This window comes from Bradyrhizobium sp. HKCCYLR20261 (assembly GCF_051168435.1).
Taxonomy (GTDB): domain Bacteria; phylum Pseudomonadota; class Alphaproteobacteria; order Rhizobiales; family Xanthobacteraceae; genus Bradyrhizobium.
The window spans coordinates 116,518-130,162 of record NZ_JBNPUZ010000002.1; the positions used below are offsets into that span (position 1 = coordinate 116,518).

General features: G+C 66.7%; 12 protein-coding genes. 2 read left to right on the forward strand and 10 right to left on the reverse strand.

The annotated features are described in order from the left end of the window. Nucleotides 1–228: 228 nt before the first annotated feature. Complete coding sequence (gene fabA / locus ACQR1L_RS04185) at nucleotides 229–759, forward strand: bifunctional 3-hydroxydecanoyl-ACP dehydratase/trans-2-decenoyl-ACP isomerase (protein WP_434856671.1); 531 nt, start codon at nucleotides 229–231, stop codon at nucleotides 757–759. Nucleotides 760–802: 43 nt separating this feature from the next. Further along, complete coding sequence (locus ACQR1L_RS04190) at nucleotides 803–1,570, forward strand: alpha/beta hydrolase (protein ID WP_434856672.1); 768 nt, start codon at nucleotides 803–805, stop codon at nucleotides 1,568–1,570. On the opposite strand, the gene ACQR1L_RS04195 is transcribed toward ACQR1L_RS04190, so the two are convergent. The 10 genes from ACQR1L_RS04195 to ACQR1L_RS04240 form a co-directional block, all read right to left on the reverse strand. Further along, nucleotides 1,524–2,396, reverse strand: a complete 873-nt coding sequence (locus ACQR1L_RS04195) for a bifunctional helix-turn-helix transcriptional regulator/GNAT family N-acetyltransferase (protein ID WP_434856673.1) — start codon at nucleotides 2,394–2,396, stop codon at nucleotides 1,524–1,526. The two genes, ACQR1L_RS04190 and ACQR1L_RS04195, sit on opposite strands and share 47 nt — an antisense overlap. A 327-nt stretch (nucleotides 2,397–2,723) precedes the next feature. Further along, complete coding sequence (locus ACQR1L_RS04200; protein ID WP_434856674.1) at nucleotides 2,724–3,659, reverse strand: sugar-binding protein; 936 nt, start codon at nucleotides 3,657–3,659, stop codon at nucleotides 2,724–2,726. Nucleotides 3,660–3,744: 85 nt separating this feature from the next. Further along, entirely contained in the window at nucleotides 3,745–4,842 is a 1,098-nt protein-coding gene (locus tag ACQR1L_RS04205; protein ID WP_434856675.1) for an ABC transporter permease, read from the reverse strand. Beyond that, nucleotides 4,842–5,603: an ATP-binding cassette domain-containing protein gene (locus ACQR1L_RS04210; protein WP_434857234.1), complete on the reverse strand. Its 762-nt coding sequence runs from the start codon at nucleotides 5,601–5,603 to the stop codon at nucleotides 4,842–4,844. The genes ACQR1L_RS04205 and ACQR1L_RS04210 overlap by 1 nt, the downstream gene beginning before the upstream one ends. Before the next feature lie 37 nt (nucleotides 5,604–5,640). Continuing rightward, nucleotides 5,641–6,963 carry a xylose isomerase gene (xylA, locus tag ACQR1L_RS04215; protein WP_434856676.1) on the reverse strand — a complete coding sequence of 441 codons (1,323 nt, stop codon included), beginning with the start codon at nucleotides 6,961–6,963 and terminating at the stop codon, nucleotides 5,641–5,643. After that, complete coding sequence (gene xylB, locus ACQR1L_RS04220) at nucleotides 6,960–8,417, reverse strand: xylulokinase (protein ID WP_434856677.1); 1,458 nt, start codon at nucleotides 8,415–8,417, stop codon at nucleotides 6,960–6,962. The genes xylA and xylB overlap by 4 nt, the downstream gene beginning before the upstream one ends. 112 nt (nucleotides 8,418–8,529) lie before the next feature. Then, the gene (locus ACQR1L_RS04225; RefSeq protein ID WP_434856678.1) at nucleotides 8,530–9,558 is read right to left on the reverse strand and encodes a LacI family DNA-binding transcriptional regulator; all 1,029 of its coding nucleotides are present in this window, start codon (nucleotides 9,556–9,558) and stop codon (nucleotides 8,530–8,532) included. A gap of 102 nt (nucleotides 9,559–9,660) precedes the next feature. Then, nucleotides 9,661–10,875, reverse strand: a complete 1,215-nt coding sequence (locus ACQR1L_RS04230) for a sensor domain-containing diguanylate cyclase (protein WP_434856679.1) — start codon at nucleotides 10,873–10,875, stop codon at nucleotides 9,661–9,663. 412 nt (nucleotides 10,876–11,287) lie between these two features. Further along, nucleotides 11,288–12,460 carry a 4-hydroxybenzoate 3-monooxygenase gene (pobA, locus tag ACQR1L_RS04235; RefSeq protein WP_434856680.1) on the reverse strand — a complete coding sequence of 391 codons (1,173 nt, stop codon included), beginning with the start codon at nucleotides 12,458–12,460 and terminating at the stop codon, nucleotides 11,288–11,290. Between the two features lie 159 nt (nucleotides 12,461–12,619). Continuing rightward, nucleotides 12,620–13,540: a helix-turn-helix domain-containing protein gene (locus ACQR1L_RS04240; RefSeq protein WP_434856681.1), complete on the reverse strand. Its 921-nt coding sequence runs from the start codon at nucleotides 13,538–13,540 to the stop codon at nucleotides 12,620–12,622. Nucleotides 13,541–13,645: the final 105 nt, after the last annotated feature.

Sequence of the window (13,645 nt, forward strand, 5' to 3'; positions counted from 1 at the left end):
GAAGACACCGCATCCAACACCCTACCGGTTGCCCGTCACTTAACGCGAAAGGGCGCGGCGAGGTCCGCGGGCTTCGCACGGGCGGAACAACCGTCATGCGACAAGATGAACGAAATTTTCCGGGAGCGCTTGAATGCGCTGTTCCGCGTGCCCACCCTCCATCGCGCAGGCGAGCTCCGCACCATTCGGGCCCGCTTTTTCTCACCCGGCCCGAAGGGAAGAGAGCCGATGCCCGACCCGCGCGATTTTCACACACCGCAATCGTCCTACACCAAGGAGGACCTGCTCCAGTCCGGCGAGGGCGGCTATTTCGGCCCGGGCAACGCGCAGTTGCCGGCGCCGCCCATGCTGATGATGGACAGGATCACGGCGCTCAGCGTGGACGGCGGCCGATATGGCAAGGGACGTGTGGTGGCCGAGTTGGACATCACGCCGAAGCTGTGGTTCTTCGACTGCCTGTTCCGTGGCGATCCGGTGATGCCGGGCGGCCTCGGCCTCGACGCGATGTGGCAGATGGTCGGCTACTGGCTCGGCTGGTCGGGTTCGCCGGGCAAAGGCCGCGCCACCGGCGTCGGCGAGGTCAGCTTCCGCGGCCAGATCACACCGGACGTGAACTGCGTGCGCTACGAGGTCGACATGCGCCAGGTCAGGCGTGGCCGGCTGGTGCTCGGCATCGCCGACGGCCGCGTGCTGGCCGACGGCAGGTGCGTCTTCGAGGCAGCCGACATGAGGGTCGCACTGGTCGGCGCGGCGGGTTGAGACTTCAACAGTTCCGCTTAACGACCATTTTTATCGAGACGACATGAGCAAAGAATTCATCCTGATTGCCGGCCCCATGGTGCGCGCGTCGAGCTGGCAGCCAACGGCCGAACACCTGCGGAAATTAGGTTACTCGCTGCAAGTGCCAGATATTCTCGCGCATCATGCAACGCCACCGGCCTGGAGCGCTTGGCCACGGCTTCTGCTCGATCACATCGCGCCAACCGACGCCTCCATTCTCGTCGGCCACAGTTCAGCGAGTGCGCTCGTCGCCAGTCTTGCGACCAAGCTCCCAGTCCGCGGCATCATCATTGTCGATGGCGACATTCCGCCGGACGGAGGCCGCGCATGGCCGGTCCGCCCCGCACTGCATGAGTTCGTGCGCCGCATTGCTGCAGCGGACGGAATTCTTCCAATCTGGTCGCGGTGGTTCGTTCAGGACCCGCAGCGGGCCACGCTCATCGGCTTGGACCAGCTGTCCCAGAATCCGATCGCGTTAGCGCAATTCGAGGATGGCCTTCCCGCTATGACGCTGAGCTGGTTCGAAGAGGACATGGACCTGATGCCGTGGCGCCATATCCCCGTTGGCTACCTCCAAACTTCGCCGATCTATGAGCATGCTAGTGCAGAGGCGCTCCGCCTGCGTTGGCCAGTTGAGAAGCTGAACGGAACACACCTTCATCCCACATTGTGCCCAGCCGAGACGGCGAGTGCCCATATAGCGATCGCGCGCCAACTCGAGCCGAACGCAAGCCGCACTCAACCTAAAGCACCTTCTCGAAAAACAAATCCGGATACGGATCGTCGTTGAAGCGGTCGATCTCGGTCCAGCCGGTCTTGCGGTAGAGCTGCTGGGCTTCGCCGAGCGCGCTGTTGGTGTCGAGCCGGAGCGTCGTGATCGACAGGTGTCGCGCGGCGGTCTCGGCGGCGTCCATCAGGCGCCGGCCGAGGCCGAGGCCGCGCGCTGCAGGAGCGACCCAAAGCCGCTTGATCTCGGCGATCTCTCGGCCCGATCCCTTCAGGCCGACGCAGCCGAGCGGCAGCCCGTCCGACAGCGCAATGAAGAACGCGCCTCGCGGCGCCAGCATGTCGAGCGCATCGGGATCGCGCGACAGCTTGACGTCGAAACCGCGCGCGAAGCGGCGCGACAGTTCGGCGTAATACTCGGTCAGGCAGTAGCGTGCCGGCTCGCCGCGCGGATCGACCTCGTCAATCGCGATGCGGTCGCGGCCGAGCGCCGCGGCGACCATATCCATGGCGGCGAGCAGCGCCTCGCGCTGGCTGGAGCGCCCCAGCATCGATTGAGCCTGCGCGTTGGAGAGCGTCTCATAGGCGTCGAACTCGCGACGGCCTGCGGCGGTGAGTTTTGCGATGCGGCGGCGCGCATCGTCCGGATGCGGCCTGGTGGTCACCAGCCCCTCCTCCTCGAGACCGCGCAGCAGCCGGCTCATCAGCCCGGAATCGAGCGCGAGGTAGTCGCGCAGCTCGGCGACATCGCTGCGGCCATGGCCGATCGCATTGAGCACACGCGCCGCGCCGAGCGGCCGCCCCCGCCCGAGGAAGGAGGTGTCGAGCGCGCCGACCTCCGAGGTGACAGCGCGGTTGAAGCGGCGAACGCGGGCGATCGGATCGAGCATGATATCTGACTTAAGTCAGATATCATGCTCTGTCAATGAAGTGGAGGCCGACAGCCGCAACCACCACCGTCTTCATCCGCGCAGGCGGATGATCCAGTACGCCGCGGCGGCCATGATTGAACGATAGGCCACGGCGTACTGGACCCGCCTTCACGGGCATGCCGGCGGAGTAAAACAAGCGACGGCGTCACACCTCGGTGACGTCACGCATTGCGGAAGGTCGGCCGAACGGCCGCGTCTGCGCTTCCACCCAACAAAAAAGGCGGTCCAGACACCCCGCCGAAGCCGGGTGCCGGACCGCCAGGTTTTCCCCGGGAGGAACTCAGATCAGTTCAAGAGCTTCGCGACGTTGTCCTTGGTCACGAGATCGAGGCCGGTGTAGATCACCTCCGGCACCTTCTCGCCCTTCTTGATCGCGAGCAGCGTGTCCATCGACTTCTCGCCCATTTCGAACGGACGCTGGCCGGTGAGCGCGTTGGAATAGCCGTCGCGCAGCAGCTCGAGCTGCATCTTCAAGGTATCGGCGACAACCAGCGTCAGCTTGCCGGCATCGATGTCCTTCTTGTTCTTGTTGACGAAGGCCTTGTAGCCCTCGGGCGCGAACATCGGCCAGCCGCCGATCGGCACGATGGCGCCGAGGTCGGGGGTCGCGGTGCGGAGGTCAGCCATCTGCTGGACGGCCAGCGCTGGATCGTCGTTGCAGAAGGTCGGCGAGCCCGCCACTTCCGTCCACTTCGAGCCCTTCAGCGCCTCGCGCACGCCATCGACGCGCTCGGCGAGATTCTTGGCACCGGGACCGCCGGACACCACGGCGTACTTGCCACCATCAGGCCGGAGCTCGCGCAGCTGCTTGCCGAGCGCAAGGCCGAAGTCTTTGTTGTTGGTGCCGATGTAAGCGAGGCGCTTGGAGCCGGGCGCATCCGCGTCGAAGGTGATGACAGGGATGCCGGCCGCCGTCGCCGCGTCGATCGACTTGGTCATCGCCGCGACGTCGGCCACCGAGATCGCGAGGCCGTCGACCTTCTGGGTGATGAAGTCCTGGATGATCTGCGCCTGGGTGGCCGGCTCGTGCTCGACCGGGCCCTTGTAGATGCACTCGACATTGCCGAGCTCCTTGGCGCGCTTCAGGCAGCCGTCGCGCGCGACGTCGAAGAACGGGTTGTTCATCGCCTTCGGCACGATGGCGAAACGATACTTGGTCTCGGCCTGCGCCGGGCCCATCAGGATCGCGAGCGATGCGACCGCATACAGCAGCTTCTTCATGGCTTCCCTCCTCCATGTCTATCCTTGATGATTGTCTGCGCCGGGCGCGGATAGACCTGATCAGTCACATCCCGGCCAGTATTCGTTACAGCAGTCGCGCGCGGATGCGATCGACCAGCACGGCCGCGATGATGATCACGCCGACCAGGGTCTGCTGCCAGTAGGAGTTGACCTGCGCCAGCACGAGGCCGTTGCGGATGACCTCCAGCAGCACGCAGCCGACGATGGCACCGAGCGGACCGCCGATGCCGCCGGCGAGATTGGCGCCGCCGATCACCGCCGCCGCGATCACGTTGAGCTCGTAGGACGTCGCCATGTTGGCCGGCGCGGAGCCGAGCCAGCCGGAAATGATGATGCCCTGCAGGCCCGCTGCGAGCGCACCGACCACATAGACCTCGATCTTGACCCGCGGCACCGAGACGCCCGTCAGCTCCGCCGCCTTCTCGTTGCCGCCGATAGCGAAGACGTGGCGGCCGAACGTCGTGTGGTGCAGCACCAGCGCCATCAGCAGCGCCAGCAGGATCAGATAGATGAACGGCGCGGGCACGCCGTACACGTCGCCTTGCGTCAGCGCATAGAAATAGTCGGCATCCGGGCCGCCAGGAAAGCTGCCCTTGCCGTTGGAGATGACGTAGCCGAGGCCGCGCACGATCGAGAGCATGCCGAGCGTGGTCACGAACGGCGACAGCCCGAGCAGCGCGACGCAGACGCCGTTGACGAGGCCGACGATCAGCGACACGACGAGGCCCGCCAGCACCGAGACGATCAGGATCAGTCCCGGCACGTTCGCCACCACTGTCTTGCCGTCGGCGGCGAGATGCACGAACAGCGACGACAGCGGCATTCCCGGCGTCGACAGCGACGTCATCACCATCGAGGTGATCATCGCCGCAAAACACATCAGCGAGCCGACCGAGAGATCGATGCCGCCGGTGATGATCACGAAGGTGATGCCGAGCGTGGCGATCGCGATGAAGGAGAAGTTCTTGGCGACGTTCTGCAGGTTGCCCTGGGTGAGGAAGTAAGGGCTGGCAAAGCTCATGATGACGATCAGCGCGACCAGCGCCATCGTCACATAGGCCGTCTGCGACGCGAACACGCCGCGATGCCACCACCTGCTGGCGCCGACATTGGTGAAGGTGACGTCGGGGCTCGTCGCGCTCGTTTCGGATGGAACGGACATCACGCGGCCTCCTTGGCGCCAGTGATCAGCGCGGTGACTTCCTCGGGGCTGGTCTCGGCGACCGGCTTGTCGGCCTTCTTCTCGCCGCGCCGCATGACGACGACGCGGTCGCACACCGCGAAGATGTCGGGCATGCGGTGCGAGATCAGGATCACGGCGATGCCCTGCTCCTTCAGGCGATGGATCAGGCTCAGCACCTGCTCGACCTGGCGCACCGAGATCGCCGCGGTCGGCTCGTCCATCATCACCAGCTTGGCGTTGGACAGCCGCGTGCGCGCGATCGCCACCGCCTGGCGCTGGCCGCCCGACATGTCCTTGACGAGATCATGCGGCCGCGTCTCCGAACGCAGCTCGCGGAACAGTTCCAGCGCGCGCGCCTCCATGCCCTTGTGGTCGAGCAGCTTGAGCGGACCGAAATTGCGCCTGAGTTCACGGCCGAGAAAGACGTTGGCGGCGGCGGTGAGGTTGTTGGCGAGCGCGAGGTCCTGGTAGACGACCTCGATGCCGACGCTGCGCGAGTCCATCGGGCGATGGAAATGCACCTCGCGGCCGCAAAACTGGATCGCGCCCTGGCTCGGCGGAAAGTTGCCGGCGATGATGCGCACCAGGGTCGACTTGCCGGCGCCATTGTCGCCCATCAGGCCGACGACCTCGCCGGCGCCGATCGTCAGATCGACGCCGTGAAGTGCGCGGATCGCGCCGAACTGCTTGCCGATGCCCTTGAGCTCCAGCACCGGCTGTGCCGTGGGCGTCGCGCCCATGGCGGCCGTCTCGTTTGGCATGCGCAGGCTGCTGTCGTCAGACATAGCGGTTCACCACACTTTCCAGATATTCCTGCCGGCCCGAGCGCGGCTGCGGATCGAGGCCGGAGGTGATGGCGCGGTCGGCGAGCTCGGCGAGCGAGCGGCGGCCGGCGAGAATGGCCTGCCCTTCGTCACCGTCCCAGCCGGCGTAGCGTTGCGCGAGCGGCGCCGTCAGCGCGCCGTCCTCCAGCATCTGGTCGGCCGCGATCAGCGCCCGCGCGCACGCATCCATCGAGCCGACATGGGCGTGCAGCAGATCATCGGGATCGATCGACTGCCGCCGGATCTTGGCGTCGAAGTTCAATCCGCCCGTGGTGAAGCCGTCGCCCCGCAGAATGTCGTGGAACACCAGCGCCAGCTCTGGCACGTTCATCGCGAACTGGTCGGTGTCCCAGCCCAGGAGGTCGTCACCGCGGTTGATGTCGAGCGAGCCGAACACGCCGAGCGCCTGGGCCAGCGCGATCTCGTGCTGGAACGAATGGCCGGCGAGGATCGCATGGTTCTGCTCGATGTTGAGCTTGACGTCGTCGAGCAGATCGTAGCGCCTCAGGAAGCCGTAGCAGGTCGCGACGTCGAAATCATATTGATGCTTGGTCGGCTCCTTCGGCTTCGGCTCGATCAGGAGCGGCCCCTTGAAACCGATCTTGTGCTTGTGCTCGACCACCATGGACACAAAGCGGCCGAGTTGGTCGAGCTCGCGCTTCATGTCGGTGTTGAGCAGCGTCTCATAGCCCTCGCGGCCGCCCCACAGCACGTAGTTGGCGCCGCCGAGGCGATGCGTCACCTCGAGCGCGGCGCGCACCTGGCCAGCCGCGTAGGCGAAGACATCCGGATCGGGATTGGTCGCGGCGCCCGCCATGTAGCGGCGGTGCGAGAACAGGTTCGCCGTGCCCCACAGCAGCCGCACCTTGGCGGACGCCATCTTCCGTTCGAACAGATCGGCGATGGCGTTGAGATTGGCGACGGATTCCTTCAGCGTCGCGCCTTCCGGCGCGGCATCGACATCATGGAAGGTGAAGAACGGGACGTCGAGCAGCCGGAACAGCTCGAACGCGACGTCGGCCTTGGCGCGCGCCAGCGCCAGCGCGTCGTCGCCATGCTGCCACGGCCGCAGGAAGGTCTCGCCGCCGAACGGATCGGAGCCCGGCCAGCAGAGCGAATGCCAGTAGCAGACGGCGAAGCGCAGATGCTGCTCCATCCGCTTGCCGCGGATCATCCGGTCCTTGTCGTACCAGCGGAACGACAGCGGGCTACGCGACTCTGGCCCGCCATAAGCGATGGTCGCACCGGTCTGGAAGAAGGGGGCCTGGACGTTCACGAGATCGACTCCTTGAGAGCGGGATAGAGCTTGCGCCATTGCGCGTGAGCTGCGTCGTAAGCCGCACGCTGTGCGGCGCGGGGCGCGAAGCTCTGCAGCCGCCGCGGCTTGCGGCAGACATCGGCGGGCGCCTCGCCGGTGGCGGCGAGACGGCCGAGCCGGGCCGCGCCGATCGCGGCGCCGACCTCGCCCTCCTCGACGCGGTGCACGGCGACGCCGAGCACATCGGCCATGATCTGCGCCCACACCAGCGAGCGCGAGCCGCCGCCGACGAGATCGACCTCGGTGATCGCCTGAGCGTTGCGGCCGAGGGCTGCCAGCATGTCCCGCGCGGCGAACGCCACGCCCTCGATGACCGCCTGCACGAGGTCGCTGCGGTCAGCGGCGCTGCGCAGGCCGACCAGTGCGCCCGCGGCGCGCGCGTCATTGTGCGGCGTGCGCTCGCCATCGAGATAAGGCAGGAACTGCACCGGGCTCGGCCGTTCCACGGCCGCGCCCAGCGGCGCCAGCAGTTCAGCTTCCGGCGCATCGAGAATGCGCGCGAGCCATGCCAGCGACGCCGCCGCCGACAACATCACGCCCATCTGGTGCCAGAGACCGCCGAGCGCGTGGCAGAACGCATGCACGGCCGCCTCCGGCGCCGGTGCGAAACGGTCGGTGACGCGGAACAGCACGCCCGATGTGCCGAGCGACAGAAAGGCGTCACCGGGCCTGATCGCGCCGAGCCCGATCGCGCTCGCCGCATTGTCGCCCGCGCCGCCCGCGATCACGACATCGGCGCCCATGCCCCAGCGCCGCGCCAGTTCGCGTGACAGAACGGCACTGCGCTCATTGCCTTCGACCAGACGCGGCATGTGATCGAGACCGAGCCCGGTCGCCGCCAGCAGCGTCTCCGACCAGCGCCGCGCGCCGACATCGAGCCACAGCGTGCCCGCGGCATCCGACATGTCCTCGACCATCTCGCCCGACAGCCGGTAGCGCACATAGGCCTTCGGCAGCAGCACCTTCGCCACACGATCGAAAATCTGCGGCTCGTGCTTCGCGACCCAGGCGAGCTTCGGCGCGGTGAAGCCGGGCATCGCGAGATTGCCGGCGATGGCGTGCAGTTCCGGGCAGCGCCGCTCGAGCTCGGCGCATTCATCCTGCGAGCGGCCGTCATTCCACAGGATCGCCGGCCGCAACGGCCGACCGTCACGCCCGAGCAGGGTCGCGCCGTGCATCTGTCCGGACAGGCCGATACCGCGCACCGCCGCGGTCTCGCGCGGATGCGCGCGGGCGAGATCGTCGATCGCGCCCAACGTCGCTTCGACCCAATGATCGGGATCCTGCTCGGACCACAGCGGCTGCGGATGCGACAGCGCCAGCGGACGCCCGGCGCTCGCAATCAGCGCGCCCTTGTCATCCTCCAGCACGGCCTTCACGCCGGATGTGCCGACATCCAGTCCGAGAAACACGGTCTACTCCTCCCACGGGTTGCTGGACGTGGCGATCTGCGTCGCTTCGCACAGCCCCTGCTCGTCTCGTCGTCCATCCGCGATCAGCCCGGCCGCGACGCGGCCGCACCGGTCACAGCAGATTGTCGCGCATCACGATGTCGATGCGGATCGTTTCCTGTTCGCTCAGGATCGGCTCGCCGCGCGCCAGCGCCAGCAGCACGCGCAACGCCGAGCGCGCCTCATGTCCCGGGTTCTGCGAGATCGCCGCATCCATCGCGCCCGAGAGCAGCAGCTTGCGCGTCAGCGCCGTGACGTCATGGCCGACGAACACGATCTCGCCGGCGCGGCCGGACTCGGCCAGCGCCTTGGCGACGCCGGAGGTGCCGGCGCCGACATTGTAAAGACCGACGATGTCCGAATGCTCGGCCAGGAGCTTCCGCATGAGGTGTTCTGAGCGGTCGTCCGCATCATGCCCCTCAGCGACGGGCAAAACTTCCAATTGCCGAAACTCCGCCGCCAGCACCTGGCTGAAGCCGAAGATCCGCTCGGCATGGTCGCGCAGGCCGAGCGAGCCGGCCATGATCGCGATCCGCCCGGTCCTGCCGCTGGCAAAGCGTCCGACCAGCGCACCGGCGGTGCGGCCGGCCGCGATATTGTCGATCCCGACATAATGATGCCGGCGCGACGACGGCACGTCCGACACCAGCGTCACCACCTTGGCGCCGGACTCGACGAGATCGTTGATCGCCGCGCGCACGCTCGGATGATCGAGCGCGACCACGGCCACGCCGTCGACGCGGCCGACGAGGTCGTCGAGCCTGCCGGCCAGCACAAGCGGGTCGAATACGTCGGTCGTTCGCACATCGACCGTCAGGCGCCGCGCCGCCATCCAGTTCGCCATCTCGCCGAGTTGCGTCTGGATCTGCTGCATGAATGGGTTGGGTCCGGACGGCATGACGAAAGCAAAGCGCCGCGACCGCGCGCGGGCAAGCTCCGACGCCGCCGCATGCGGCTGAAAGCTGCTGCGCGCCATCGCATCCTTGACACGGCGCACGGTGTCGGGACGCACGCCCGGACGGTTGTGCAGCACACGGTCGACGGTGGCCAGGCTCACGCCGGCCTGCCGCGCGATATCCCGCAATGTCAGCGGTGCGTCCATGCTCCTCCCCTTCGGGTTGAGGAACTTAGCGCGATTTTTGAGGTGCGCAACTCATTTCTGAGGGCCGAGGACCTGGGTTCCGCGACCCTGCCAGACAGGGCGCTACACGAACGCGACCTCGATCCGCCGGTCCGACCGCGATGTCATGCGGCAGGCACGCGAGATGCCGTCATTGGCGATCGCCAGCTTGAACTGCTCGGGCACATCGGCCACCGACATCACGTCGAGCGAGGCCGCCGTCTCCGACAGCGCGCGGACCGTGCAGTCGAAGGTCGATCGTCCTGCGTTGAACGCGATCTGCCCGGCCTTGAACACGCGCCGCAGCGAGGGCGCGAGCGACGGCGCAGCCTCCACCCACGCGACGACGCGGTTGCGACCATCATTCTTGGCCGCATACATCGCAAGATCGGCACGCTCCAGCATCGCGTCGAACGTCAGCCCGGGAACGAAGTCCACGGCGCCAAAGCTCGCCGTCACCCGTATCGGTCCACACGGGCTGTCGACCGCGAGGCTGGCCACCGCCAGGCGCATCTTCTCGAGCACCGCCATCGCCTGGGCCAGGCTGGTGTGCGGCAGCACGATGCCGAACTCCTCGCCGCCGAGACGGCCGATGACATCGGAGTCGCGCAGGACGCCGCGGCAACTCTCGACCACTTGCGACAGCACGAGATCGCCGACGGCATGGCCGTACTGGTCGTTGACCGACTTGAAGTGGTCGACGTCGATCAGCGCGCAGGTCAGCCTGTGCCCGTGGCGCTCGGCCAGCGCCCGCAGCCGCTCGCCCTCGCTGCGGAAGGCGCGGCGCGACAGCGCCCCGGTGAGGCTGTCCCGCATGCTCAGATTGCGCAGCATCAGTTCGTCGATGGCGATGGCCGCCAGGTCTTTCAGAATCTCCGCGTCCTGCGCGCTGAATTCGCGCGGCTTCGTGTCCATCGCACACAATGTGCCGACATTGACGCCGGCGATGCGAAGCTGCGCGCCGGCATAGAAGCGGATGAAGGGCCGCCCATGCACCAGCACGTTGTCGGCAAAGCGCGGATCACGGTGGGTGTCGGCAACGATCAGCGGATCGAGCTGCTGGATCGCGTAGTTGCAGAAGGCCGGACGGCGCTCGCCCTCGCGGTCCGCCACCCCGTCGACCGCCTTGAACCATTGACGATGACCGTCGATGAAAGTGAGCGTCGACATCGGCACGTCGAAGATCTTCCGGCACAGGCCGGTCAGACGGTCAAAGGCGCGCTCGCGCGGCGTATCCAGAACGTCGAGTTCCGCCAGCGTCTCCAGGCGGCGTGCATCATCATGGTGGTCGTTGGACATCGGCGTCTCCCTCGCCTGACCATCGCGCGCGCGGCTTAACGCACGATTGATGAGAAGAATGAGGGAACTACTAACAGGGAACCTGCTGCTCGCATTTGCCGAGACGCGGAATGATGCGAGCAGCATCAGCAACAGTCCATCGCGATGTCGGGGGATGATGGAACTCATCCAGAGGCGATCAGAGCGGACCGCTCGCCGCACTCAATGCCGGGATGACGGCGGTGCTTGTTGAAGCTGGGATGGTCGATGCGCGGCCTTGTAGGGTGGGCAAAGCGGACGCCCGCAGGGCGGTCGCGTGCCCACCGTACATCGGCACGCGTGGAAGGAATGGTGGGCACGGCGCGCGATGCAGCGGAGCAAACAACTCGCAGCTTTGGCGCACCTTTGCCCACCCTACGGGCTGCGCAGGCCTCTAGAACGGCAGCCCGACATAGTTCTCCGCCAGCGACCGCTGCGCGGCGTCGGACGAGAACAGATAGGCGAACTCGGTGTCCTGCAGCTTGTCCTCATACGGGAGGCGATCGGGGAAGCGATGCAGCAAGGTCGTCATCCACCAGGAGAAGCGCTGCGCCTTCCAGATCCGCGCCAGCGCGCGCTGCGAGTAGCCGTCGATGCCGCGGTCGTCACCCTTTTTGTAGTGATCGAGCAGGCCGTGATAGAGATAGTAGATGTCGGACGCCGCCGAGTTCAACCCGCGCGCGCCGGTCGGCGGCACGATGTGGGCGGCGTCGCCGGCGAGGAACATCCGGCCATAGCGCATCGGCTCGGCGACGAAGCTGCGCAGCGGCGCGATGCTCTTCTCGATCGACGGTCCGGTGATCAGCTTGGCGGCGACCTCCTCAGGCAGGCGGCGCTTCAGTTCCTCCCAAAACGCGTCGTCGCTCCAGCCTTCCACCGTGTCGGTCAGCGGCACCTGGATGTAGTAGCGGCTCAGCACCTGCGAGCGCAGCGAGCACAGCGCGAAACCGCGCTCATGCTTGGCGTAGATCAGTTCCGGCGACACCGGCTTGGTGCGCGAGAGTACGCCGAGCCAGCCGAACGGATACACCCGCTCGAACTCCTTGATCTTGTCCTGCGGGATCGACTTGCGGCTGACGCCATGGAAGCCGTCGGCACCGACGATGTAGTCGCAATCGACGCGGATGACCTCGTCGCCGGTCCGATAGGTGACGTAGGGCGCATCGGAATCGATGTCGTGCGGCGTCACGTCGAGCGCGTTGTGCACGACCTTGCCGCCGAGCTTGTCGCGGGCCTCGTAGAGGTCGCGGGTCAACTCGGTCTGGCCATAGACCATCACCGAGTTGCCGCCGGAATATTTGTGCAGGTCGACGCGGTCGAGCTTGCCGTCATGGGCGATGTAGAAGCCGTGATGGATCTCGCCTTCGCGGTCCATGCGCTCGCCGCACTGCGCCTCGCGCATCAGCTTGGCGAAGCCGTGCTCGAGCACGCCGGCGCGGATGCGCGACAGCACGTAGTCGCGGCTGGATTTTTCCAGGATGATCGTGTCGATGCCCTGCAGATGCAGCAGCTGCGACAGCATCAGGCCCGACGGGCCGCCGCCGATGATGCAGACTTGGACTTTCATGGGCTTCTCCTCCCGGATTCGCGACAACAGGCTTGTTGGCTTTGCTTGTCAGTCGCGGATTTTAGCAAGGAATGCGGCTGGTCACTTGGATGGACCCGGCAATCTCTTGCACTTTTCCGGCATCATGCCGCAGCGCAACAGAGATGCTCGCGGCGCAGCTCAGCCGCCGGGAAGCGCGGAGCCATCGCCGACGCCTATCGCGCGGCGGTAATCGCGCGGGCTCGCTCCGGTATGGCGCTTGAAGAAGCGGCAGAAATAGGCGGGGTCCTTGAAGCCGAGCTCGAACGCCAGCTTCGACACCGGCGCCGCGATGTAGGTGAGCCGGCGGCAAGCCTCGCGGGCCAGCCGCGCATGCACGATATCGAGCGCAGACTGTCCGGTCTCCGCCCGGGTCAGCCGGTTCAGCCGTTCCGGCGTCATGCCGAGCTGGTCGGCATAGCGCGCCACCGACCAGTGATCGCGGTGATGCGCCTCGACCAGCACGATAAAGCGGGTGAACAACGCGGCCTGTCCGCTGCCGCGCCGCGCGCCCTCCGACAGCCGCGCGCTCTGCTGCGCCAGCCGCCACACGATCGAGCGCCCCAGCCAATGCGGCACCGGCGAGGCCGCCGAATCCGCGGCCGCGAACTCATCGGCGAGGTCGACGAACAGCGCGGCGATGCGGCGGGTGGCGACCGCCTGCGGATCGAGGGGCAGGATCTGCGCGGTCGCGAACAGGTCGCGCAGCGCTTCGCCGGTCGCCGGCACGTCGCCTTCGACAACGGCACGAGGATTGAAGGTGAGCACGTAGCCGTCGGTGTCGCGCGAGAAGCGGAAGGCATGCACGACTCCCGGCGGAATGATCACCGCCACCGGCCCGGTGCAGCGCTCGCGGCGTTCGTCCAAGGCGATCTCGGCCGGGCCGGACGCCACCCAGAGGATCTGATGCAGGCCCTGGTGCGTATGCGCCTCGATCTCCCAGCGATACAGCTTGCTGCGCACCTGGATCGGCTCGATATGCAGCATGTCCGGCTGCGCGGCGGACGCCTCGCCATACAGCGCGAAGGCGGGGATCGAGGGCTTGGTGCGAAAGCGTGGCATGCGCGACAGCTAAGCCGGAATGCCGGAAAAGTACAAGTCTTGGCCGGGGTTCGTGTCTCACGCCGCGGCAAGGACGCGGTTAGGATCGTGAAAAGAACAACAACG